A 24,695-nucleotide genomic window follows, 5' to 3' on the forward strand; every position below is an offset into this window, starting at 1 on the left:
GATGTATGAGCCAGAACGTATACCAATTTATCGATGTCCAGCGTGTCGACCCGGCTAAAAAACCGATTAAGATCCGTAAGATAGAGTTTGTCGAGATTTATGAACCCTTTACCAAGCAGCAAGCGACTGCCCAAGCGGATCGCTGCTTAGATTGTGGTAACCCTTACTGTGAATGGAAATGTCCGGTTCACAACTACATTCCGCAATGGCTAAAGCTCGCCAATGAAGGGCGTATCCTTGAAGCCGTTGAGCTGTCTCACCAAACCAACAGCTTGCCCGAAGTGTGTGGACGCGTCTGCCCGCAAGACCGTCTTTGTGAGGGTTCCTGTACCCTCAATGATGACTTTGGTGCGGTGACCATCGGCAACATTGAAAAATACATTACGGACAAAGCGTTCGAAATGGGCTGGAAGCCCGACTTGTCTAAAGTCGAGTGGACGGATAAAAAAGTCGCCATCATAGGCGCGGGCCCTGCAGGTCTCGCTGCAGCCGATGTGTTAGTCCGAAATGGCGTGAAACCAGTCGTGTTTGATCGCTACCCAGAGATCGGCGGGCTGCTCACCTTTGGTATTCCCTCCTTTAAATTAGAAAAAGGGGTGATGGAAAACCGTCGCCGCATCTTTAGTGACATGGGTGTTGAGTTCCGTCTCAATGTCGAAGTCGGTAAAGACATTCAAATGAGTGAGCTGATTAACGACTACGACGCGGTCTTCTTAGGGGTGGGTACGTACAAAAATATGCGCGCTGGACTTGAGAATGAAGACGCACCTGGCGTGTATGACGCGCTGCCGTTTTTGATTTCCAATACCTATAAAGTGATGGACCTTAAAGACGACAAACCGTTTATTGATATGGCTGGGAAAAATGTCGTCGTCCTCGGCGGGGGAGACACCGCGATGGACTGTGTGCGCACCTCTATCCGCCAAGGCGCTGCAAACGTGATTTGTGCTTACCGCCGTGATGAAGAGAACATGCCTGGCTCAAGGCGCGAAGTGAAAAACGCCAAAGAAGAAGGGGTAGATTTTATGTTTAACCTTCAGCCTTTGGGGTTAGAAGTCAACGCAAGCGGTCAGGTCACTGGGGTCAAGGTGGTCAAAACGGCATTGGGTGAACCAGATGCTGCTGGGCGCCGCCGCCCAGAGCCGGTCGAAGGCAGCGAACACGTACTGGCCGCCGATGCAGTCATTATGGCGTTTGGTTTTCAGCCGCACCAAATGAGCTGGTTAGAACCTTATGGTGTAGAGCTGGATCAGTGGGGCCGAATTAAAGCGGCATCTGAACAAACTTACCGTTACCAGACCAGTAACGAGAAGATTTTTGCCGGTGGCGATGCTGTGCGCGGCTCCGATCTTGTAGTCACGGCCATCGATGAAGGACGCAAAGCGGCAGAAGGTATCTTAGACTTTCTAGAAGTGTAACCTTCTTAAAGTCCGTGAAGCCCCCTCTTAGTAAGGAGAACCAATGAAACCCCAATGGCGAACCCTAACCACTCTGCTACTCGCGTCGATCGCTCTCGCGGGTTGCAGCCAAGGAGTGACGACAATGACAGACAGAAGCGCCGAGCCATGTGGTGACAAACCCAATTGTGTCTCTACTCAGGATACGCGAGAGAAGTTTTCTCTCGCACCCTTTATCCTGACTAAAGAGGCCAACATCGATGCGATAGAGCGCGCTGCCCTGCAATTACCCGGCGCCAAAACCGCGGTCAGCGATGAAGGTTACTTACGTATTGAGTGCACCTCAAAAATCCTGCGTTTCGTCGATGACTTGGAGCTAAAAATGACCGACGGAGCACTAATGGTGCGCTCAGAGTCGCGTGTGGGTTACTCTGATTTTGGCGTCAATCGCAAACGCGCAGAGCAACTTCGTGACATCCTGAAAGCCGAAGGGCTCATAGAGTAACCAAGACGCTTAAAATAAAAAACCGAAGCGCTGATAGTGCTTCGGTTTTTTGTCGTTGAGAGAGGCTTATCGGTATTAAACCGGGTCTCTGAATACGACGAGACGCTTTGGGGCAATCTTACCGTCGTCGTTCATTTCACCAACGCCGATAAAACACTTCTCTTCACCTTTCGTCAGGCGAACCGTACCCTCGGTCGGAGCGCCGAAAACTTGCACAGGCTGACCATGCATGACGAGATCGGCCAATTCAGGAATCAAGTTCACCTCAGGCAGATCTTCAACAGCGGTGTCCATAGGGAGCAACAGCGGGTCAAGTAACTCACGCGGCGCGCGCTCTTCACGATGCGCTTGTTCAAGAAGCTCATTAAGCTGCTCTAGCGTCACCATATTCTCGTACGGGTAGTTAGCGACCGCCGTGCGACGCAGCATGGTCACATGCGCGCCACAACCGAGCATTTCACCAAGATCGTCTACGATAGTGCGGATATAAGTGCCTTTCGAGCAGTGTATTTCCATCTCGACTTCATCGCCTTCGAAGCGATGGAGGGTAATCTCGTACACGGTGATCTTGCGCGCTTCACGAGGGACTTCAATGCCTTGACGAGCATACTCATACAGCGGCTTACCCTGATATTTCAGGGCCGAGAACATTGACGGTACTTGGTCGGATTCGCCGCGGAACTTGTCGATACACGCTTCGAGCATAGGGAGCTCAACATTCACAGGGCGCGTTTCGACCACTTCTCCGTCTGAATCTGAGGTGTTGGTTCGCTCGCCTAGCTTGGCAATCACTCGGTATCGCTTGTCCGAATCGAGCAAGAACTGAGAAAACTTGGTCGCTTCGCCCAAACAAATCGGCAGCATGCCGGTTGCCAAAGGATCGAGCGCCCCGGTATGACCCGCTTTCTCCGCAAAGTAGATGCGTTTGACCTTTTGCAGTGCGTCGTTGGATGAAATCCCAGTGGGTTTATCCAATAGGATCACACCATCAATAGGACGACCTTTACGACGACGTGCCATTAGTTCTCTTCCTCTTCATCACGACCTGCGTTGTGTTGTTTGCGTTTGTCTTGACTAATCACCTCACTAACGAGGTTAGACATGCGCATACCTTCAACTAAGGTGTTGTCGTAATGAAAGCGGATTTCTGGTGTCAGACGCAGACGAATACGCTTACCCAGCATCATACGGATGTGTACTTCGTGCTCACGCAGTGCCGCCAGACATGATTCTGGGGTTTGCTCGCCAACACATAGGAAAGTGACAAACACTTTGGCGTAGGCCAAATCACGTGACACTTCGACATCGGAAATAGTCACCATGCCCAGACGTGAGTCACGAACTTCACGCTGGAGGATCATCGCCAATTCTTTTTGTAACTGCTGCGCAACGCGCTGAGTACGGCTAAATTCTTTTGACATCTCTTTTCTCACATTAGAAAGAATGGGGGGATGGTCAAGCCAGCCCCCCATGGTGTATTCAACAACCCATTGCTCTCGTCTTTCGACCTTTGAGAGTAATGTTAGTCAATTAGTCCAGTGTACGTTTGATTTCCACTGTTTCGAAGACTTCGATTTGGTCACCGACGCGAACATCATTGTAGTTCTTAACGCCGATACCACATTCGTAGCCGTTCTTAACTTCTTGAACGTCATCTTTAAAGCGACGTAGGGACTCAAGCTCACCTTCGTAGATAACAACGTTTTCGCGTAGTACGCGGATTGGGTTGTTACGCTTGATCACGCCTTCCGTGACCATACAACCAGCGATTGCGCCCAGTTTCGGTGACTTAAATACGTCACGTACTTCAGCAAGACCAATGATCTCTTGCTTGAATTCTGGAGCAAGCATACCGCCCATTGCTTGTTTCACTTCGTCAATCAATTGGTAAATGATTGAGTAGTAACGTAGGTCAACGCTTGCCGCTTCAATCGCACGACGAGCTGATGCATCCGCACGTACGTTAAAGCCAAGGATGATAGCGTTAGACGCTTCAGCCAGTACTGCATCTGTCTCAGTGATACCACCCACACCAGAACCCACGATGTTCACTTTCACTTCGTCAGTAGAAAGTTTCAGTAGTGAGTCTGCGATTGCTTCAACCGAGCCCTGTACGTCCGCTTTTAGTACAACGTTCAGCTCAGCCACTTCACCTGCAGCCATGTTAGAGAACATGTTCTCAAGTTTGGATTTCTGCTGACGAGCCAGTTTCACTTCACGGAACTTACCAGCGCGGTAGTTAGCGACTTCACGTGCTTTACGCTCATCACGGACAACCGTAGCTTCGTCACCTGAAGAAGGCACACCAGAAAGACCCAAGATCTCTACAGGGATAGATGGACCAGCTTCTGTGATTTCGTGACCTAGCTCGTCGCGCATAGCACGAACACGGCCGTATTCTTGACCACAAAGAACGATGTCGCCCTTATTTAGGGTACCTGACTGAACCAGTACTGTAGCCACTGGACCGCGACCTTTATCTAGACGCGATTCAACCACAACACCAGACGCCATGCCTTCTTTCACAGCTGTAAGTTCAAGAACTTCAGACTGAAGAAGGATCGCTTCTAGAAGACCGTCGATGTTGGTACCCTGTTTCGCAGAGATGTGAACGAACATGTTCTCACCGCCCCACTCCTCAGGAATAACGTCGTACTGAGCAAGCTCATTCTTCACGTTATCTGGGTTCGCATCTTCTTTATCAATCTTGTTCACCGCAACGATTAGAGGCACTTCTGCCGCTTTCGCGTGCTGGATAGCCTCAACCGTTTGTGGCATTACACCATCGTCTGCTGCAACCACAAGAACAACAATATCCGTCGCTTGAGCACCACGAGCACGCATTGCGGTAAACGCCGCGTGTCCAGGAGTATCAAGGAAGGTAATCATACCGTTTTCAGTTTCTACGTGGTAAGCACCGATGTGCTGGGTAATACCACCCGCTTCGCCTGAAGCCACGTGTGTACGACGGATGTAGTCAAGCGTCGATGTTTTACCGTGGTCAACGTGACCCATGATGGTCACCACTGGCGCACGAGGTGTCGCTTCTGCGTGGCTATCACGATCGTTTAGAACCGCTTCTTCAAGCTCATTCTCTTTACGCAACACGACCTTGTGACCCATTTCTTCAGCGATCAATTGCGCTGTTTCTTGGTCAATCACTTGGTTGATGGTCGCCATTGCGCCCATCTTCATCATCGCTTTAATCACTTCTGTTGCTTTCACTGACATCTTGTTTGCCAGTTCAGAAACCACGATGGTTTCACCAATCACAACGTCCGCTTTTGCAACCGCAGCGGTCTTGTCGAACGCTTGTTGCATAGAAGAAGGCTTCGCTAGACGACCTTTCGCGCGGCCTTTACCACGTCCAGGGCGAGCGTTGCGTTCTTGATCATCGTTTTTGCTAGAGAGTTTCTTCTTCTTGCGACGACGACCCGCTTCTTCACGGCGATCTGCTTCATCTTCGGCTTCACGTGCGTAGGTTGAAGTCGTTACATGGTAATCTGTATTTTCCATATCACCCTTTTTCTTTTCAGCAGCAGACCAACGCTCTTTATTCTTCTCAGCCAATTCGCGAGCTTCTTCAAGCTGGCGCTGACTTTCCTCTTCAGCCTTACGCTTAGCTTCTTCTTCCTGACGACGTTTAAGCTCGTCGGCCTCTTTTCGCGCTGCTTCTTGCTTAGATTTCTCTTCAGCGCTACGTTCGTTCTGTTGTCCAGATTGACGTTTCGCCTTCTCGGTAGCGTCACGTTTGGCTTTCTCTTCTGCCTCACGTTTCGCTTTTTCTTCCGCTTCGCGTTTTGCTGCTTCTTCTGCTGCACGTTTTGCTGCTTCTTCGGCTTCACGTTTTGCTACTTCTTCAGCTTCGCGTTTTGCCGCTTCTTCAGCTTCACGTTGAGCGGCTTCTTCAGCCTCACGTTTCGCTTCATCTTCAATTGTGCTCGCTTTCACGTAAGTACGTTTCTTACGAGTCACAACGTTGACTTCTTTGCTTTTGCCGCCACCCGCATTAACACTCAGTGTGCTGCGAGTTTTACGTTGCAGGGTTAAGCGAGTTGGCTCAGCATCACCATTGGTGTCGCCGTGCGCTTTTTTCAGATGAGTCAGCAGTTTCTGTTTTTCATCTTCTGTGACTTGATCTGTGCTCGCTTTTTTCATTCCTGCGTCAGCAAGTTGCTCTAATAGGCGGTCTACTGGCGTACCAATTTCTTCACTTAGTGCTTTAACGGTAATTTGCGTCATGCCGCTCCTCCTTGCTGGGAAATTATGCTTCTTCGCCGAACCAACAGATGTTACGTGCTGCCATGATCAGCTCGCCCGCACGCTCTTCAGTTAGGCCTTCAATACCTTCTAGGTCATCAATACCCTGGTCAGCAAGATCTTCCAATGTGGAGACACCTTTTGCTGCCAGTTTAAATGCCATTTCGCGTTCTAGGCCTTCAAGACCTAGTAAATCTTCTGCAGGCTCTAGACCTTCAAACGATTCTTCTTGTGCTAGGGCGATCGTGGTCAATGCTTCTTTGGCACGGCTACGTAGCTCTTCAACAAGATCTTCATCCAAACCATCAACCTCTAGTAGCTCGTTTACGGGTACGTAAGCAATCTCTTCTAGAGTCGAGAAGCCTTCTTCAACAAGCAGTTGAGCAAAGTCTTCTTCAATATCTAGGTACTTCATAAAGTTTTCGATAGACGCTTGTGACTCTTCAGCGTGTTTCTTCTGAAGATCTTCAACCGTCATGACGTTCAGTTCCCAACCCGTTAGCTGAGAGGCGAGACGAACGTTTTGACCGTTACGACCAATCGCCTGAGCTAGGTTGTCCGCTTCAACCGCGATGTCCATTGAGTGCGTATCTTCATCAACAATGATGGAAGCGACATCAGCCGGTGCCATAGCGTTAATCACGAACTGCGCTGGGTTATCATCCCAAAGCACGATATCAATACGCTCACCGCCAAGTTCACCCGATACGGCTTGAACACGCGCACCACGCATACCCACACAGGCACCGACAGGGTCAATACGCTTATCGTTGGTCTTCACGGCAATTTTTGCACGAGAACCAGGATCACGCGCTGCACCTTTCAGCTCGATGATTTCTTCTGCGATTTCTGGCACTTCAACACGGAACAGTTCTGCCAACATTTCTGGCTTAGAACGTGTGATGAATAGCTGGAAGCCACGCGCTTCTGGCGCGACGCGGTACAGTAGGCCACGTACACGGTCACCAGGACGGAAGTTCTCACGTGGTAATTGGTCATCACGCAGAATAACCGCTTCCGCGTTGTTACCCAGATCAAGAATGATGGTGTCGCGGTTCACTTTCTTCACCACGCCAGTCACAAGCTCACCTTCGTTGTCGATGAACTGTTCAACGATCTGTGCACGCTCTGCTTCGCGAACTTTCTGAACAATCACTTGCTTCGCAGTTTGCGTCGTAATACGGTCAAACGTCACCGATTCGATTTCGTCTTCTACATAATCGCCAACTTGCAGCTCAGGATCTTCGAATTGTGCCGCTTCTAGTGAGATCTCTTTCGTTGGATGCTCAACCTCTTCCACCACTAACCAACGGCGGAAAGTATCAAACTCACCGGTTTTACGGTCGATAGCTACGCGAACCTCGATTTCGATTTCGTACTTTTTCTTAGTCGAGGTAGCGAGTGCGATTTCTAATGCTTCAAAAATACGCTCACGAGGTACCGCTTTTTCGTTCGATACCGCTTCTGCTACCGCTAAAATTTCTTTACTCATTTTAAATAGCCTCTAAGACTTCGCTTAAAATTTAGGGATCAGGTTAGCTTTTGAAATGTTGCTTAATGCAAACTCTTCATCGTTGCCATCCACAGCAATCGTCACTGTTTCACCTTCGACAGAGTGGATAACACCTTTCCACTTACGACGGTTACCGACAGCCATTTTCAAAACGATGCTGACCTCGTGACCAATAAATTGCTCATAATGTGCCGCTTTGAAAAGTGGTCTTTCTAAACCTGGTGAAGACACTTCTAGGTTGTAAGCCACTGTGATTGGATCCTCAACGTCCATCACCGCACTGACCTGACGACTCACTTCTGCACAGTCATCGACGGTAATACCATTTTCATGGTCAATAAAAATACGCAACGTTGAGTGTTCGCCTGCGCGAATAAATTCTAATCCAACTAACTCATAACCTGATGCTGCTACAGGAGCTTCAAGCATTTCAGTAAGTTGTCTTTCTAAACCAGTCATTTAAACCACTCCAGAAACAAAAAAAGGGCTCAGAGCCCAATTTAAATTCCAAGCAAGCTCTGAACTTTTAAAAAGTTCAGATAACAAAAAACCCCGATATAGTCGGGGTTTTTTGTTGCTGGACCCTGATACGTTAAACGATGCATTTCATCATTTAACTCGCAGTGACTATTCGACATAATCAAGACTGCGAAAACTTGCAACATCCTACTTTTCATCAGATAAGAACTGGTCAAATCTCAATGTAGGAATTGGTTGCGGGGGCCGGATTTGAACCGACGACCTTCGGGTTATGAGCCCGACGAGCTACCAAGCTGCTCCACCCCGCGTCCGACTTGTCGAGCATTATACGCTCTCCAAGGTGTTTTACAAGTTTGTAAATAATGGTGCCGAGAGAGGGACTCGAACCCTCACACCAAAGGCACTAGCACCTCATGCTAGCGTGTCTACCAATTTCACCATCTCGGCATAAATCTTACTTAAGCGAGCTATCGCTTATTGAGGAATTTCGTCACCCGTTGTAAGGGCAGGAACTTCACTCACGTCACCAGCTTGAATTACTTGACCTTGCGTTGGGTCAACCCACTGAGACTCTGTCTTGTGTGTCGACATGTTGCCAAGCACTAGGCTGATAACGAAAAATACTGTTGCAAAAATTGCAGTCATTCGGGTTAGGAAATTTCCTGAGCCACCTGCGCCAAACACTGTGTTTGATGCGCCTGCACCGAATGAGGCTCCCATATCTGCGCCTTTACCTTGTTGAATCAGCACGAGGCCGATTACACCAACCGCTGCCAACAGGTAAATCACAAGTAGAACGGTAAACATGCTTTCCACCTATGTTCCAAATTGTTGAGCCAGCGCCGTTCTAGGAGTCGTCCTGAACAAGGCTAGCGACCTCCTCGTTGAAGGCGGAGCAATACTAGCGAAACGACATAACGCTGACAAGTGGTATTTTTGAAAAAATTGGCTTTATCGTGTCGAACGCTTAAAAAAAGGACAAAACCAAGCTTTTCGTGGATAAATCTTGTTCAAACCGCCACTTAGAGGGCGGTAAACTCCGGACTGTAGTCCACCAAGCCCTGTGCAGCTTGCACTTCACCTGCTGCTAACTCTATGACTTGGAACGCGCCAGCCGGCACATCCCAACGGCAATGCAACTGATGCTTCTCCGCTGACTCGAAGCCAAAACGGCCATAATAGTTCGGATCGCCTAAGACCACACAGGCGGGATAACCAAACTCATGCAGTGACGCGAGCCCTTCTTCAACTAACTGTGCCGCGATCCCCTGATTGCGATACGCGTTCGCCACCGCTAACGGCGCGAGCCCTTGCCAGCTTTTCTCTTCACCATTAACGGTTACTGGGCTAAACAACACGTAGCCGACGACGTCACCCTCATCGTTGCACGCAACAAAAGACAAAGTGCGATTGCCGTTTTCTCGCAGGCTCATCACCAAGTTGGCTTCAGCGTCAGTGTCAAAAGTGGTTTGGAGTAATTTTTCGACCGACAGAATATCAGCGGGCGCTTCAGTTCGAATAAGCATGGACAACCTCTTTGTTTAAGGTCTCAGATTGTACGCCTTTCTGAACAAAGTCGGCCAGTTGATTCATGCACATTTGCAAGGGTTTAGGTAAAAGCGTGAGATCAACACTGTCCATCAAGTTTTTGACTTCCAGACCAAGCTCGGTATCCCCCTCGATAGAAAGGCGGCGTTGGAAAAAGAGCGTATCTGGATCTTCTTTGCGACCTGCAATCAACACCAAATCATTGAGGTTGCCACTGAAGGTCACATCGGCGGTCATCGGAGTATCAGCAACCTGTAGCTGTTCATCTTGATAACTGATGAACCAGCAGAGATCGAGATCTTTGATCGCGACTTTAAGCCATTTGTCTTGCAAGAAGTCAAAATCGCCGTCTTCGAGGGCTTCTTTAAACACCGTGTTTAGTCCATCCAACAAGGCTCTTTTTTGAACAAAATGAGGCAAGAAGTGGATTGGAGATCGCAAAATTGATGCGGCATTACGAACTAGCTGAGTGCGAATCTTGTTAATCACGCTGATGATCCGTTAATTTGTCAAACACAACTCGCCATCATAGTGGATGTCACTGAGAGAAATCCTGTTATTTATCAAAAAACAGTCTTTATCCTTCTCTTCCTTGTCATCACGTCACAAAGGTCGTTATAGTTGTATTGACGTCTTAGTAAATATGCCGCTTACTAAGAAGAATCCTCGGAGAACTGGTACAAACTTGATGCTCTCGCAACAACTTCAGCATTGGTTTACAAAAATAACGGCGAAGAGTCCGTTTTTTTTTGCGATCTTAGATAACCAACATCACTATGCTTTGGTGAATGGGCGTTACTGCGACCTTTCTGGCCTCACGCCTGCGGAAATGGTCGGAATGTGCGACAGCGAAATTCTTGGTAAACAGTTCTACCAACAGCTCAAACCCTATTATGAGCGGGCGTTTAATGGCGAAACGTTAGAGGCAGAAATCACCCTTGATGACATCGACCTCGAGACCAGCGTTCATTTTAGTCTGACTCCTGTTGAGACTGAAGGCCAAGTCGAACATATCGTCTTTCATGCCATCGATACCTCTGAAAAACAAATTTTGGTTCGCTCTCTCGAAGAGTCAGAAGGTAAATTCAGTACCTTAACCACGATACTGCCAGATGGGTTATTGCTGGTCGAAGACGACTGCATTCTATCGGCCAACCCTGCAGCGCTGCGTCTACTCGGTTTTGAGATGATTCAAGAACTGCTGGGCGAAAGCTTCTCTCGCCTGTTTGTCGACGAGAAAACCAAGACCGTCTTTGCCAAATCGCTAGAAAACCAGATCGTTAAAGCGCCTTTGGTCTGTTTAACCGGGCCACGCTGTGGTTTTGAGCGTAAAGTTCAGCTGCACGCAGGCGCAACCAAACTGCTTGGTGGCAACACACAAATCGTGCTGATTCAAGACGCCGAAGTGAGTAACAAAATACTCTCACCAACCAGTAAAGAGGATGCGCACCTCGACTCACTAACCGGTCTATACAACCGCTTTGGGTTTACCAAGCGCCTTGAGCAACTGATTCACAACGAAACGCCGTTGATTATGCTCTATCTAGACATTGATAACTTTAAAAATATCAATGACTCACTGGGTCATCACATCGGTGACAAAGTGATCAAAGAAGTCTCATCAAGACTCAAACGTCTCTTGCCTCCCCAAGCGATTTTGGGGCATCTGGGCGGCGATGAATTTGGCCTTATTCTGCCCGAGCCAGAAAACAACCGCATGGCCGAGATGCTCTCTGAGCGTATTATCTCGCTGATTAACCAACCTTTTGATTTGCACCACTTTAGTAAGCGCTTAGCCTGCTCTATCGGCAGTGTTGCGTATCCAGGCGATGGCAACGACGCACGCATTTTGTTGCAAAATGCCGATACCGCGATGTACGAAGCGAAAGATCGTGGCCGAAATCGTTTGATCAAATTCAACGATCAAATGAACAAAGAAGCGAGGATGCGCCTTTGGCTCGAAATTGAGCTGCAAAAAGCGCTCCAGCAAAACGGGTTAGAGGTCTGGTATCAGCCGAAAGTGAACGCGCGCGATTTCAGTATCAATGGCGCCGAGGCACTGATCCGTTGGAAACATCCCGTTGAAGGCTACATCAGCCCGGGCGCCTTTATTCCGGTGGCCGAGCGCGCTGGATTAATTGAGCACCTTGGACGCGTGGTGATGCGTGATGTGTTCAATACGGTCAAACGCTGGAAGCTGCAAGGCATCTTGCCGGGACGTGTCGCCATCAACTTGTCACCCGAGCAGTTTGGCAACCCTAAGCTTATCGACTACATGGAAAAGCTCTTGCGTACCACTGAGCTGGACCCGAACTGCATCACCTTTGAGTTGACTGAAAGCGCCGTTATGAGTGACAGCGAGCACACGCTACAGATGCTCAACGCGATCAAAAAGCTCGGTTTTTCCTTGTCGATTGATGACTTCGGTACCGGCTACTCGTCACTCTCTTATTTGGCACGCTTTCCGATTGATGAGCTCAAAATAGACCGTGCCTTTATCACCGACATCGACACGCTACCTAAGCAGATCACCGTCATCGAGAACATCATTAATCTCGGTAAATCGTTGAACTTAACCGTGGTGGCCGAAGGGGTAGAAACCCAACAGCAAGCGACCTTGCTCTCTAATCTCAATTGTCATTCGATTCAGGGTTTCCACTTTCATCGCCCTCAACCGAAACAGGACATTGAAGAGCTGTTCGCGCAAAACCGCCGTCACAAGAACTAACCCTGCGGTATTTTTTACCACTAAGTGATTATTTTCAGAGCGAATTCGCTCAAACCTGCCTCACATCAAATTTGCTATTCATAAACCTTCATAAAATGCCCAGCATACTTTGACACCTCTTCGCCCACGCCTTGGACGTGGCGGATTAAGAACGGGTAATGTGCAATGGAACTCCTATGCCCAGCAGGCAATCTTCCTGCTTTAAAAACCGCGATTGATTGCGGTGCTGACGCGGTCTACATCGGCTTTAAAGATGACACCAATGCTCGTCACTTCGCAGGCCTCAACTTTCAAGGTAAGAAGCTCGACAAAGCGGTCGACTACGTTCATGACCACAACAAAAAAATTCATATTGCGTTGAATACCTTTGCTCATCCGAATGGGTTTGAACGCTGGACCAACGCCGTCGATCGTGCAGCCGATTTAGGCGTGGACGCCTTGATCGTCGCAGACATTGCGGTGCTCGATTACGCCGCCAATAAATACCCAGATCTTGAGCTGCACTTATCGGTCCAAGCTTCAGCCACCAATGTTGCCGCAATCGAATTCTACCAACAGAACTTCAACGTCAAACGTGTCGTGCTGCCTCGTGTTCTCTCAATTCATCAGGTAAAACAGCTGTCTCGCAACATCACCTCAGATGTCGAACTGGAAGTGTTTGCCTTTGGCAGTTTGTGCATCATGTCGGAAGGTCGTTGCTACCTATCCTCATACATGACAGGAGAGTCCCCCAATACCGTTGGTGCCTGCTCGCCCGCGAAATACGTCCGCTGGCAAGAGACCGAGCAAGGATTAGAATCACGCCTCAATGATATCCTGATTGATCGCTATCAAGCGGGCGAAAACGCTGGCTACCCTACCCTATGCAAAGGGCGTTTTGACGCAGAGATCGCAGGAGAGCACAAGCGCTATCACGCTCTTGAAGAGCCGACCAGCTTGAATACTTTGTCTATGCTACCTGAGCTGTTTGCGGCGAATGTGGCTTCGGTCAAAATTGAAGGACGCCAGCGCAGCCCGGCGTACGTCGAGCAAGTCACGCGAACATGGCGCGCTGCTATTGACCGCTACCAATCCACGCCAGAGCAGTATCAGGTGGAACCGCAGTGGGATGCAACTCTTGCGAACGTTTCCGAAGGGACACAAACCACACTGGGTGCATACCACCGTAAATGGCAGTAGAGACTGATATGGAAAACACGATGAAATACGCCCTTGGCCCCTTACTCTACTTCTGGCCAAAGCAGAACGTTGAAGACTTTTATCAACAAGCGAAGCAGAGCGATGCGGATATTCTCTACTTAGGCGAAAGCGTCTGCTCTAAACGACGTGAGATGAAACCTAGCCACTGGTTTGGCTTGGCGCAAGAGCTGAGCCAAGCAGGTAAACAGGTGGTGCTCTCCACCATGGCACTTCTTGAAGCGCCGAGTGAAGTCAACGTGATGAAAAAGTACATCGACAATGGTGACTTCGCTATTGAAGCGAACGATGTCTCCGCGATTCAGCTCGCCTCACAACACAAAGTGCCTTTTGTGGTCGGCCCTGCGGTCAATACCTACAACGCCCACACGTTAAAGCTGTTTCTTAAACAAGGGATGATACGCTGGTGCATGCCCGTTGAGCTCTCGCGAGAGTGGCTCTCAAACACCTTATCGCAATGTGAGGATCTAGGCATTCGCGGCCAATTTGATGTTGAAGTGTTCAGCCACGGTTACCTGCCTTTGGCCTATTCAGCGCGCTGTTTTACCGCGCGTGCGGAAAACCGCGCCAAGGATGAATGCGAAACCTGCTGCATAAAATACCCGACGGGTCTCAAGGTACGCAGCCAGGAGGGGCAAGAGGTCTTCAACCTCAATGGCATTCAAACGCAATCCGGTTATTGCTATAACTTGGTCAATGACTTGCCGAGCATGCAAGGCTTGGTCGATGTGGTGCGCTTAAGCCCACTCGGATTGGAGACCTTTTCACACGTCAGCGAGTTTAAAGCCAATGAACAAGGTCAAAAACCTCAGATGTTGCACGATCGCCAATGCAATGGCTACTGGCATCAAATTGCTGGGCTTGAAGTGAAAAACATCACTTAACGTGTAGATAGCCATCACCTTTGCATCACTTCACAGCTGAAAATCGCTACCGATAGCGATATAGTGGTGCGATAAGTTGTAGTGATGGCACAAGGTTTTTAATGCAGTTTGGTAATGGTAGAGGTGCACAGGAAGGCTTTACTCTTATTGAGTTGGTCACTGTGATTATCATTCTCGGTATATTGGCAGTGGCGGCACTGCCTAAGATGTTGAACCTTTGGACAGACAGCCGTATCCGCGTATTGGAACAGATCGAAGTCAGTGTTGAAACCGCTAACAACCTCATCAATATGAAATCTCAGATGCCAAGTTACTCTACTCAAGCAGTACCGAATCGAGATGATTTATTGGACATCGATCTCGATGGCAATGGCGAGTTTGACATCCGCCTGAAATGGAATTACCTCGACAATACCGATATTGAAAAACGCATCGTGCTTGATGAGAGTTTCGTGATTGAGTACGAAGGAATCTCTGAGACCTACATCGGCTATGACTTTGATGATGACGGGCAAAGTAAAGATGACAACTGCTACTTCCAGTACACTCAAGCCAGTGATGCCAGTACCCCTCCGGTCTATCAAACCGTGATCTCAGGTTGCTAATCTCCTATCACACCATGAATAAAGCCATCGCATTGCGATGGCTTTATTCATTATTGGGTCGCCTCTATGGCTTGCTGCTTCGCTTTGGCGAGCTGTTCCGCTTTCACTTGGTTATAAATCCGGCTCAGTTCCAAGAAAGAGTAGCGGTGCTCGACATACTCATACACATTGAAGGAGATCGCGAGCTTATATAAAGAGATTGCACTAGCGAAATCCCCTTCGCTTTGATAGCGCTTGCCTAGGTAGAAATACGCTTCAGTGAGACGCTGAGCCAGCAACGTGTTATCACGGGTTCCCGCTAAGATCGCTTTAAAGGCTTGCTGCTCCGACACTTCACCTAACGTGATCGCCACCAGCACCCATCCCCACTGCTCATCTCGGTCATGATAACGCTCAAGCAAGGTCGTACGGGCTTGCTCTGGTGCGCGCTCCGCTTCAATGATGTAGAGCCACAGCGCTCGAAACGGATCACTCTGCTCCTCGGCAAAATGCTTGTTCATGTCTTCAAGAGCAAGATCAAGTCGATCGCCATAGTACAAGGCAATAGCTCGATTGCGCGCCGCATAAGAGTTCTCAGGATCGAGCTCTAACGTCGAATCGAACGCATCGTACGCTGCGTCGAATTCACCAATTTGGGTAAAGTAGACGCCAAGCAGGTTAAACAGATCGGGCTGCGCGGGATTGAGTGACAAAGACTGATTGAAATCGAGTCGAGCTAAGTCACGCAGACCAACACTGTCATAGTAGTTTCCACGCTCATAAAGCATCTTCGCCCGCACATCATCATTCAGATCCGTACGTTGCAGTAACTGACTCAAACGCGCTATTTGCACTTCCTGTTGAACACTGGCTTGCAGAGGGACAGCCATGGGAGGGTAGAGCCACTCCGCATTTTGGTGAGACTGAGTGGCACAGCCTGCGGTAATGAGAAGGGTCAGGCCTAGAGTTGCGGTTTGAAACCATTTCACAAATAGATACTCCTGTAGCTAAGCGAGGCTTAGCGAAATCCCTGAAAATAATAAAGGGAGCGTAATGCTCCCTTTATAACATGCTTTTAGAGTAATAATCTAATTTACCCCCTTAGGAGGCAAACGCGATTATGCGTCAGACGCTGGCTTCTCTTCTGCCGCTTCTTCCGCTTTCTCTACCGCTTCTTTCATGCTTAGACGAACGCGGCCTTGACGGTCAATCTCAAGCACTTTCACTTGAACTTCTTGACCTTCTGCAAGGTAGTCAGACACTTTCTCTACACGCTTGTCAGCAATTTGAGAGATGTGTACTAGACCATCTTTACCTGGAAGGATTGTTACAAATGCACCAAAGTCAGCTAGACGAGCCACTTTACCCGTGTAGATGCGGCCCACTTCAACTTCAGCCGTGATCTCTTCGATGCGGCGGATAGCTTCTTTCGCTGCCGCGCCTTCCGTTGCTGCAATCTTGATTGTGCCGTCGTCTTCGATTTCGATAGTTGTACCTGTCTCTTCAGTTAGAGCACGGATAACTGCACCACCTTTACCGATAACGTCTTTGATCTTCTCAGCGCTGATCTTCATAGTGTGGATACGCGGAGCGAACTCAGAGATATCTTCACGAGCACCAGAGATAGCTTCATCCATTACAGATAGGATGTGCTTACGTGCACCTTGTGCTTGGTTAAGCGCAATTTGCATGATCTCTTTAGTGATACCTTCAATCTTGATGTCCATCTGAAGTGCAGTAATACCAGTGTTAGTACCTGCTACTTTAAAGTCCATGTCACCTAGGTGGTCTTCGTCACCAAGGATGTCAGAAAGAACAACGAAATCGTCGCCTTCTTTAACAAGACCCATTGCGATACCCGCAACAGAAGATTTAATTGGTACACCAGCGTCCATAAGAGCTAGAGACGTACCACATACCGAAGCCATTGAAGAAGAACCGTTAGATTCTGTGATTTCTGATACAACACGTACAGTGTATGGGAACTCGTCTACTGATGGCATTACCGCAGCAATACCACGCTTAGCTAGTTTACCGTGGCCGATTTCACGACGCTTCGGAGAACCTACAAAACCAGTCTCACCTACACAGTATGGAGGGAAGTTGTAGTGTAGTAAGAAGTGATCTTTACGCTCACCAGTTAGCTCGTCGATGATTTGAGCATCACGCTGCGTACCAAGAGTTGCCGTCACTAGCGCCTGAGTTTCACCACGAGTGAATAGTGCGCTGCCGTGAGTACGTGGAAGAACACCAGTGCGTACGTCTAGCGCACGAACCATGTCTTTTTCACGACCATCGATACGTGGGTTGCCCGCGATGATGCTGCGACGTACCACTGTCTTCTCTAGATCGTGGAAGATAGTGTGGATTTCTTTCGTGTTTGCTTCTGGATCTTCAGCAAGCAGAACATCGTTTACTTCACCTGCGATAGCGTGGATACGGTCGTAACGCGCCATCTTTTCAGTGATTTGGTAAGCTTCTACTAGTTTAGCTTCTGCAAGTTCTGCAATCTTGTTTACAAGCGCAGTGTTCTCTTCTGGAGCAACCCAATCCCAAGCAGGAGTCGCCACTTCAGCTGCGAACTCATTGATCGCATTGATAACAACTTGCTGTTGGTCGTGGCCGTAAACCACTGCAGATAGCATCTCTTCTTCTGTTAGGTTGTCAGCTTCTGACTCAACCATTAGAACAGCGGCTTCAGTACCCGCTACAACTAGGTCAAGCTTAGACGTTTCTAGCTCTGTGTTGCTTGGGTTAAGAACAAGTTGACCATCAACGTGACCAACGCGCGCTGCACCGATAGGACCATTGAATGGGATACCAGAGATAGCTAGCGCAGCTGAAGTACCAATCATAGTTACGATGTCTGGCTGTACGTCTGGGTTAACAGAAACAACAGTTGCGATAACTTGTACTTCGTTTTTGAACGAATCTGGGAATAGTGGACGGATTGGGCGGTCGATTAGACGAGCCGTTAGCGTTTCACCTTCAGAAGGACGACCTTCACGCTTGAAGAAACCACCAGGGATTTTACCTGCAGCGTAAGTACGCTCTTGGTAGTTTACTGTTAGAGGGAAGAAGTCTTGACCTTCAACCGCTTCTTTTTTACCTACGACAGAAACGAATACCGCGGTATCGTCCATAGTGACCATAACGGCAGCCGTAGCTTGACGTGCAATAACGCCAGTTTCTAGAGTAACTGTGTGGTTACCGTACTGGAACGTTTTAACAACTGGTTTTTCAAACATTGTTATTCCTTGTGTCTAGGTTCACGCCGTGATGCGAAACCTAAAAAGAGTGGATTAAGACTCAAGGCATTACGAATTAAACAGTCTAGAGTTTAGTTTCTAACTCCCAACCTAAGGGCTAAGTTATCGGTGAGAAGCTGGAAACTAAATTCTATGACTGGCCCAAATGGCAATTGTAATGCAATGAGCTAATTGAAAATCCTAATCAGGATTTGCCGCCCGTAGTATAACGGCATAAATGAGGTTTGGCTAAATTTAGACAACAAAAAAGGGGCTATAAGCCCCTTTTTTACAAACTATTCTATGCAGACGCTGATTAGCGACGTAGGCCTAGACGTTTGATTAGCTCTTGGTAGCGACCTAGATCTTTACCTTTTAGGTAGTCTAGAAGCTTACGACGGCTAGAAACCATACGTAGAAGACCACGACGGCTGTGGTGATCGCCTTTGTGAGCTTTGAAGTGACCTTGTAGGTGGTTGATAGAAGCTGTAAGTAGAGCTACTTGAACTTCTGGTGAACCAGTGTCGCCTTCAGAGCGCGCGTATTCTGCAACGATTGCTGCTTTAGTTTCTGCATTCAGAGACATCATTCTCTCCTAATAAGAGTAAGTTAATATTTGTGCCAGCCAATCTCTGATTCAGCCGACACGAGGAGCGCGAATTATAGGGGATGCGACTAGGCGGTGCAATAAGTATTTTGGTTATCAAGGGTTGCACCAATGGTGGGTGCGGTAGCGCCGCGGCGACAAAGGGTGCCCTGCGGCATTTTTCTGATAAACTGTCGGGCAAACAGTATTCTAGTGAAAATGAACAGGATTCATTATGAAAATCGGTATTATCGGCGCGATGGCGCAAGAAGTTGCGATTCTAAAAGACGCGTTAGACAACGTCCAAACCACGACTAAGGCAGGCTGCACCTTTTATGCAGGTCAACTTCACGGTGTGGATGTCGTATTGCTGCAATCTGGTATCGGTAAAGTGGCCGCGGCCGTCGGCACCACCTTGTTGATCAGTGAGCATCAACCAGACGTCGTGATCAACACTGGCTCTGCGGGCGGGTTCGACTCATCGCTAAATCTTGGTGATGTCGTGATTTCGAGTGAAGTTCGCCACCATGACGCCGATGTGACCGCGTTTGGCTATGAAATGGGCCAAATGGCCGGCCAACCTGCTGCGTTCGCGGCGGATGAAAAATTGATGGCCGTCGCTGAGCAAGCACTAGCAAAAATGGACGACAAACACGCGCTACGCGGTCTGATTTGTACTGGCGATGCGTTTGTCTGCACCGCAGAGCGTCAAGCCTTTATCCGTACCCACTTCCCATCTGTCATTGCCGTAGAGATGGAGGCTTCTGCCATTGCTCAGACGTGTCATCAGTTCGCGGTGCCTTTTGTTGTCGTCCGCGCAATCTCTGATGTTGCAGACAAAGAGTCACCGATGAGCTTTGAAGAGTTTTTACCTCTGGCTGCGCAAAGTTCTTCGGAAATGGTGATCAATATGGTTCAGTTACTGAAATAAGCGCAGTGGAGCATCATGGAAGATCTGTTCACTCAATTCTACGCTGGGGGCGCACTGCTGGTGATGTGGGGCGCCCTGCTTTGCAACTGGCTGCTTCCTTTCCCCAGAGAGGCGCACCCTGCAATCCTCTGGCACAAATTTGCCGAGCAGTTAGCTGAGAAGGTCAATACCCGCGCCAGCTACTCGCAAAGCCTCATCTCTGGGACACTGGCATGGGGCTTAATGATACTGCCGACACTGGCGGTCTTAATCGCGCTCAAACCCTTGGTTTGGCAACCCGCCCTATTCGAACTCGCGTTTTTGCTGCTGGCGATAGAGTGGCGCAATACCCAACGTTTTGGCCGCCTCTTTGTTGAAGCGCTCGCTCGCAATGATAAAGAGCAAGCTCGGCTGCTTATTCGCCCCTATCTCAATCGAGAAACCCGTCCGTTGTCGCTACTTGGGCTTGGGAAAGCGGGCGTAGAAACGTTGACAATGTCGTACGGACGCAATCTGATTGGCGTCTTATTTTGGTATGGCATCTCTGGTGCGACTGGCGCCTTTTTGTATCGCATGTGTGTCGAACTGGCGAGGGCATGGTCACCTTCTCGTGAATACTTTCATCCATTTGGGCTACCCGCGGTGCGCGTTGTCGCGATACTCGACTGGTTACCGCTGCGCCTTTATAGCCTCTTTATATTGCTGGGTCAGCGTAGCCGTGCGACTTATCTCTTACTGAGAGAGCAAGCGAGGCAATGGCCGTTACCTGGCCCGGCTTGGCTATTGGTGAGTGTTGGCGCGAAGCTGGAGTTGTCGATGGGTGGGCCTGCCATCTACCCCACCGATGCCAAACATCAAGCGAGCAAAAAGCGTATCCGAGCGAAACTCGGCGGGCGAATCGCCCCGTCAGCCATTCATGTTGCCCAAGTCCTGACTTTACTCAACCAACGATTACTCGTCTGGTTTGTGTTACAAAGCCTGCTTATGGCAATGATTTATCAAGGATTCTAATGAGATTGCGACCTCTTTTCGCGCTGTTGGTACTGACTAGTGCCCCTTCGTGGGCCATCGAACGCATCGTCAGCTTGTCCCCTCACACCACTGAGTTGGCGTTTAGTGCTGGGCTTGGCGATAAACTGATCGGCGTCTCCGAGTACAGCGATTACCCTGATCAAGCGCAGCGCATAGAGCGAGTCGCCAACTACCAAGGCTTTAAGCTCGAGAGAATCATTGCCTTGGAGCCGGATTTGATTCTCGCGTGGCCGGGCGGAAATCCCGCCAAGGAGCTCGATAAACTGGCTCAGCTTGGCTTTGAGATTTATTACTCACAAGCGCACTCCATCCAAGACATCGCAGACAATATTGAACGCTTAGGGCAGTTTGCTGACGACCCATCGGTCGCCAAACAGCGAGCCGAGCAGTTTAGGCAAACGCTGAATGATATGGCTCAGCGCTACGACACCTCGCAACCTGTACGCTATTTCTATCAATTGAGCGAATCACCCATCATCAGTATTGCGCAAGGAAACTGGCCGAGCGAAGTGTTTACTTTTTGCGGCGGCGTCAATGTGTTTGAAGATGCAGCCATGCCCTACCCTCAAGTGGGAATGGAGCAAGTGCTGCTCGCCAATCCTGAGGTCATGTTTACCTCCGAGCACGCCATTGCCAATGGCAGCATGTGGCAACGTTGGCAGAGCGAGTTAACTGCCGTTCAAGCCAACAACGTATGGTCACTCCACTCAGACTGGATCAATCGACCCACTATGCGCACCCTCAAGGCCATTAAGCAAGTGTGTGACTATTTTCAGCAGGCGCGAGAAAAACGCTAGCGATGGCGCGAGCCTTTCCCTTACAATTGCGCCTCCTGTTTTTGCTGCAAATGAAGAGAAACTCGTGTCATGGACACTATGCTGCTCTACTTTTTTGACTTATTCGGTACGGCTATCTTTGCTATCTCTGGCGTCCTGCTGGCAGGCCGTTTAAAAATGGACCCCTTTGGCGTAGTGGTACTGGGTAGTGTGACGGCCATTGGTGGTGGCACCATTCGAGATATGGCGCTGGGTGCCACGCCTGTGTTTTGGATCACCGATACCAATTACTTGTGGGTGATTTTGTCGACCTGCTTGCTGACGATGTTGATCGTCCGCCGCCCTAAGCGCGTGGCGTGGTGGATACTGCCGGTATGTGATGCGATTGGTCTGGCGGCGTTTGTCGGTATTGGCGTGGAAAAAGCCATGGTCTATCAAGATTCGGCTTTGGTGGCCGTCATCATGGGCGTGTTAACCGGTTGTGGCGGGGGCATCATACGCGACGTGTTAGCCCGAGAAGTCCCAATGGTATTGCGCAGTGAAGTGTACGCGACGGCCTGTATTGTCGGCGGCGCTTTTCACACAACCGCCCTCAGCATGGGTTATGACACCAACACCGCTTTCTTATCAGGCGTCTTGTCTACCTTGCTGATTCGTCTAGGGGCGATTCGCTGGCATTTATCACTGCCCACCTTTGCGATTAACCGCTAAATCGCGTTAAACCAACATATAGAAACACAACAAAAAGGTCACTACGATGAGTGACCTTTTTGCTTAATCTAACGCCGATCTAGACGTTATTTTTGCACGCGGCGTAGAACCTGCTTCAGTGCGTCAAAATCGTTGCCTAAATCTTCAGACAAGAGTTCCATCGCGGCATGCTTGGCAAGGGGGCCTGGCAGTTCAATATCGGTATCCAGAATCTCATCAACCACTTCTTTGAATTTGGCTGGATGGGCAGTACACAGGAATAACCCCGTTTCGCCCTCTTGAAGCTGCTCATCCAATACGCGGTAAGCAATCGCGCCGTGTGGCTCACATAAGTAACCCAAAGAATGCAACGCTTTGACTGACTGAGCACTTTGGTCATCAGAAACAGCGCCTTTACCTAGTGTCTCCAAGCCCCACTCTTTGACGCGGCATAGCTCTTCGATGCGCGGCCAGTTGTTTGGCTGGCTGACATCCATCGCATTGGAGGTTGTCGCGACAGTTGGCTTAGGTTCCCACTGACCGGTCTCTAGATAACGTGGCACAGTATCGTTGGCGTTCGTCGCCGCAATGAAGCGTTTGATCGGCAAGCCCAACGCTTTTGCGAGTAGACCGGCGGTAAGATTACCAAAGTTACCACTTGGTACTGAGATCACTAGGTTCTCACGCTCGGCTTTACTCAACTGAGCAGCCGCTTCAAAGTAGTAACAGATTTGCGCCATTAGGCGGCTGATGTTGATTGAGTTAGCAGAGTTAAGACCAATCTCTTCACGCAGCGCTGCATCATCAAAGGCTTGCTTTACTAGTGCCTGACAGGCATCAAAATCACCATCGATAGCGACAGTATGGATATTTTGACCCAAGGTACAGAACAGCTTCTCTTGCAGTGGGCTGATCTTACCTTTCGGATAAAGGATCACAACATTGATGTCTTCCATACCATAGAAGGCATGGGCTACCGCTGCGCCCGTATCACCGGATGTGGCCGTTAAAATGGTAATTTTGCCGCCATCAGACACGGCTGCTAAAGATTGCGCCATAAAACGGCCGCCAAAGTCTTTGAACGCCAGCGTTGGGCCGTGGAACAACTCTAGTGCGTAGACCCCATCTTTCACTTTGTTGATCGGTGCTGGGAATTGGAATGCCGCATCCACCATCGAATGCACTTGCTCTTGCGTCAGTTCATCGCCGATCAATGCCGACAAAATCTTGGTGCTACGAGAAACAAAATCCTCTGCTAAAAGCGCATCCACATCATCGAATGTTGGCAGTTCGGATGGAAAAAATAGGCCTTGATTGCGACCTAACCCTTGGCGAACGGCTTGGCCAAAGGAAACTTGTTCATCATTTTCTTTTATGTTGTAAAGCTTCATAGCTCACTTCCTGTTACTGTCGACCCTTGTTTGTTCAAACGACAAACATGGACGAATCCTTCTTCATTTTGTACGTAGTTCTGCTCGAGCCAGTGAGCAACCCGCTCGGCGACGTCTTTGTCTTTGCAAACACTAAATAGTGTGGGACCACTTCCTGAGATGCCCGTTGCTAAGGCGCCCGCCGATGCCGCGTATTTACGCGCATCCGCAAAACCAGGCAGCAGTTTCTCACGATATGGTTCTGCGATCACGTCTTTGATCATTTTCGCAGCCAACTCAGACTGACCCGAGTGGCACGCGTGAATAAAGCCCGCCAAGTGGCGACCGTGAGCAATAATATCTTGGCGACGGTACTGAGCGGGCAAAATAGCGCGCGCTTGTGCCGTCGACACTTTAATGCCCGGGTAAGCCATCACCCAGTACCAATCATCAAAACAAGGCACTTCTTGGCTGATGATACCGAGCTCTTCCAACATCAACTGCACGCCACCTAAATAGCAGGGCGCAACGTTGTCGTAATGGATACCACCGGAAATTTGACCTTCCATTTCCCCCATCAACGCCAGTAGTTCGGTTTCATCTAAAGGCTGTCCATGAAAACGGTTAAGCGCATCCAATGCCGCGACAATAGAACAGGCGCTTGAGCCAAGCCCTGAACCAATCGGCATGTTTTTCTCTAACGTCATCTCAACCGGCAATACGGTCTGCCCTTTTTTGTCCAGCTCTCGCGAGAACACTTGCCAGCAGTGATAGACAATATTCTCTTTCGCATCGCTCGGCAGCTTATCGACGAAACGACCTGCGGTGCGTAGGTCAAACGCGTCATTCCCAGCTTTCACCAACACACGATCACCAAGTAAGGTGCCATCCACAGGTGACACCGCGGCGCCAAGTACATCAAAACCCACACTGACGTTACCAATTGACGCTGGAGCGTATACCACTACATCCATACCACGACTCATT

23 protein-coding genes and 2 tRNA genes are annotated in these 24,695 nt (G+C 49.3%); 10 read left to right on the forward strand and 15 right to left on the reverse strand.

The window, feature by feature from the left end:
• Positions 1-5: 5 nt before the first annotated feature.
• Both AC6R1O_RS03695 and AC6R1O_RS03700 read left to right on the forward strand, forming a co-directional pair.
• Entirely contained in the window at positions 6-1,418 is a 1,413-nt protein-coding gene (locus tag AC6R1O_RS03695) for an FAD-dependent oxidoreductase (protein ID WP_500631784.1), read from the forward strand.
• A 43-nt stretch (positions 1,419-1,461) separates the two neighbouring features.
• Complete coding sequence (locus AC6R1O_RS03700) at positions 1,462-1,902, forward strand: DUF1499 domain-containing protein (RefSeq protein WP_500633463.1); 441 nt, start codon at positions 1,462-1,464, stop codon at positions 1,900-1,902.
• A 75-nt stretch (positions 1,903-1,977) separates the two neighbouring features.
• Here the strand turns inward: AC6R1O_RS03700 and truB are convergent, their stop codons facing one another.
• The 10 genes from truB to ubiT form a co-directional block, all read right to left on the reverse strand.
• A complete protein-coding gene (gene truB / locus AC6R1O_RS03705; protein ID WP_500631786.1) occupies positions 1,978-2,922 on the reverse strand; it encodes a tRNA pseudouridine(55) synthase TruB in 945 nt (314 codons plus the stop codon).
• Complete coding sequence (rbfA, locus tag AC6R1O_RS03710) at positions 2,922-3,323, reverse strand: 30S ribosome-binding factor RbfA (RefSeq protein ID WP_500631787.1); 402 nt, start codon at positions 3,321-3,323, stop codon at positions 2,922-2,924. The genes truB and rbfA overlap by 1 nt, the downstream gene beginning before the upstream one ends.
• A 109-nt stretch (positions 3,324-3,432) precedes the next feature.
• Positions 3,433-6,144: a translation initiation factor IF-2 gene (gene infB / locus AC6R1O_RS03715; protein WP_500633462.1), complete on the reverse strand. Its 2,712-nt coding sequence runs from the start codon at positions 6,142-6,144 to the stop codon at positions 3,433-3,435.
• 22 nt (positions 6,145-6,166) lie between these two features.
• A complete protein-coding gene (gene nusA / locus AC6R1O_RS03720) occupies positions 6,167-7,654 on the reverse strand; it encodes a transcription termination factor NusA (RefSeq protein ID WP_334554270.1) in 1,488 nt (495 codons plus the stop codon).
• Positions 7,655-7,678: 24 nt separating this feature from the next.
• On the reverse strand, positions 7,679-8,134 hold the full coding sequence (gene rimP, locus AC6R1O_RS03725) for a ribosome maturation factor RimP (protein WP_500656505.1): 456 nt from the start codon (positions 8,132-8,134) through the stop codon (positions 7,679-7,681).
• Between the two features lie 252 nt (positions 8,135-8,386).
• Positions 8,387-8,463: transfer RNA gene (locus AC6R1O_RS03730), tRNA-Met, on the reverse strand.
• Positions 8,464-8,518: 55 nt separating this feature from the next.
• Positions 8,519-8,602, reverse strand: a tRNA-Leu gene (locus AC6R1O_RS03735).
• A gap of 27 nt (positions 8,603-8,629) precedes the next feature.
• The gene (secG, locus tag AC6R1O_RS03740; protein WP_500656506.1) at positions 8,630-8,962 is read right to left on the reverse strand and encodes a preprotein translocase subunit SecG; all 333 of its coding nucleotides are present in this window, start codon (positions 8,960-8,962) and stop codon (positions 8,630-8,632) included.
• Positions 8,963-9,177: 215 nt separating this feature from the next.
• A complete protein-coding gene (locus AC6R1O_RS03745; protein ID WP_500633461.1) occupies positions 9,178-9,681 on the reverse strand; it encodes a GNAT family N-acetyltransferase in 504 nt (167 codons plus the stop codon).
• A complete protein-coding gene (ubiT, locus tag AC6R1O_RS03750; protein WP_500626487.1) occupies positions 9,665-10,192 on the reverse strand; it encodes a ubiquinone anaerobic biosynthesis accessory factor UbiT in 528 nt (175 codons plus the stop codon). The genes AC6R1O_RS03745 and ubiT overlap by 17 nt, the downstream gene beginning before the upstream one ends.
• Positions 10,193-10,391: 199 nt before the next feature.
• Here ubiT and AC6R1O_RS03755 point away from each other — a divergent pair, with 199 nt between their 5' ends.
• The 4 genes from AC6R1O_RS03755 to AC6R1O_RS03770 all read left to right on the forward strand — a co-directional run bounded on the left by AC6R1O_RS03755 (position 10,392) and on the right by AC6R1O_RS03770 (position 15,117).
• On the forward strand, positions 10,392-12,431 hold the full coding sequence (locus AC6R1O_RS03755; RefSeq protein ID WP_500633460.1) for a sensor domain-containing protein: 2,040 nt from the start codon (positions 10,392-10,394) through the stop codon (positions 12,429-12,431).
• A gap of 165 nt (positions 12,432-12,596) precedes the next feature.
• Positions 12,597-13,610, forward strand: coding sequence for a ubiquinone anaerobic biosynthesis protein UbiU (gene ubiU / locus AC6R1O_RS03760; RefSeq protein ID WP_500633459.1), 1,014 nt, complete (start codon positions 12,597-12,599; stop codon positions 13,608-13,610).
• A 20-nt stretch (positions 13,611-13,630) separates the two neighbouring features.
• Positions 13,631-14,512 (forward strand): U32 family peptidase, encoded by an 882-nt coding sequence (locus AC6R1O_RS03765; RefSeq protein ID WP_500633474.1) that lies wholly within the window; start codon positions 13,631-13,633, stop codon positions 14,510-14,512.
• A gap of 101 nt (positions 14,513-14,613) precedes the next feature.
• Complete coding sequence (locus AC6R1O_RS03770) at positions 14,614-15,117, forward strand: type II secretion system protein (RefSeq protein WP_500633458.1); 504 nt, start codon at positions 14,614-14,616, stop codon at positions 15,115-15,117.
• Positions 15,118-15,167: 50 nt separating this feature from the next.
• Here the strand turns inward: AC6R1O_RS03770 and nlpI are convergent, their stop codons facing one another.
• The 3 genes from nlpI to rpsO all read right to left on the reverse strand — a co-directional run bounded on the left by nlpI (position 15,168) and on the right by rpsO (position 18,930).
• Positions 15,168-16,085 carry a lipoprotein NlpI gene (gene nlpI, locus AC6R1O_RS03775; protein ID WP_500633457.1) on the reverse strand — a complete coding sequence of 306 codons (918 nt, stop codon included), beginning with the start codon at positions 16,083-16,085 and terminating at the stop codon, positions 15,168-15,170.
• Positions 16,086-16,214: 129 nt separating this feature from the next.
• The gene (gene pnp / locus AC6R1O_RS03780) at positions 16,215-18,344 is read right to left on the reverse strand and encodes a polyribonucleotide nucleotidyltransferase (protein ID WP_500633456.1); all 2,130 of its coding nucleotides are present in this window, start codon (positions 18,342-18,344) and stop codon (positions 16,215-16,217) included.
• Positions 18,345-18,660: 316 nt separating this feature from the next.
• Positions 18,661-18,930, reverse strand: a complete 270-nt coding sequence (rpsO, locus tag AC6R1O_RS03785) for a 30S ribosomal protein S15 (RefSeq protein ID WP_032551549.1) — start codon at positions 18,928-18,930, stop codon at positions 18,661-18,663.
• Between the two features lie 235 nt (positions 18,931-19,165).
• Between rpsO and mtnN the strand changes: the two genes are divergently transcribed.
• The 4 genes from mtnN to AC6R1O_RS03805 all read left to right on the forward strand — a co-directional run bounded on the left by mtnN (position 19,166) and on the right by AC6R1O_RS03805 (position 22,359).
• Positions 19,166-19,861: a 5'-methylthioadenosine/S-adenosylhomocysteine nucleosidase gene (mtnN, locus tag AC6R1O_RS03790; RefSeq protein ID WP_500626482.1), complete on the forward strand. Its 696-nt coding sequence runs from the start codon at positions 19,166-19,168 to the stop codon at positions 19,859-19,861.
• 15 nt (positions 19,862-19,876) lie between these two features.
• On the forward strand, positions 19,877-20,851 hold the full coding sequence (locus AC6R1O_RS03795) for a cobalamin biosynthesis family protein (RefSeq protein WP_500631795.1): 975 nt from the start codon (positions 19,877-19,879) through the stop codon (positions 20,849-20,851).
• Entirely contained in the window at positions 20,851-21,669 is an 819-nt protein-coding gene (gene btuF / locus AC6R1O_RS03800; RefSeq protein ID WP_500631796.1) for a vitamin B12 ABC transporter substrate-binding protein BtuF, read from the forward strand. The genes AC6R1O_RS03795 and btuF overlap by 1 nt, the downstream gene beginning before the upstream one ends.
• Positions 21,670-21,738: 69 nt before the next feature.
• Entirely contained in the window at positions 21,739-22,359 is a 621-nt protein-coding gene (locus AC6R1O_RS03805; RefSeq protein ID WP_500626479.1) for a TRIC cation channel family protein, read from the forward strand.
• An 86-nt stretch (positions 22,360-22,445) separates the two neighbouring features.
• Here AC6R1O_RS03805 and thrC read toward each other — a convergent pair whose 3' ends face one another.
• Together thrC and thrB are read right to left on the reverse strand one after the other, a co-directional pair.
• Positions 22,446-23,729, reverse strand: coding sequence for a threonine synthase (gene thrC, locus AC6R1O_RS03810; RefSeq protein ID WP_500633454.1), 1,284 nt, complete (start codon positions 23,727-23,729; stop codon positions 22,446-22,448).
• Entirely contained in the window at positions 23,726-24,682 is a 957-nt protein-coding gene (gene thrB, locus AC6R1O_RS03815) for a homoserine kinase (RefSeq protein WP_500633453.1), read from the reverse strand. The genes thrC and thrB overlap by 4 nt, the downstream gene beginning before the upstream one ends.
• Positions 24,683-24,695 lie beyond the last annotated feature (13 nt).

The organism is Vibrio sp. R11-SG3-ISO3-SZ (genome assembly GCF_059834345.1).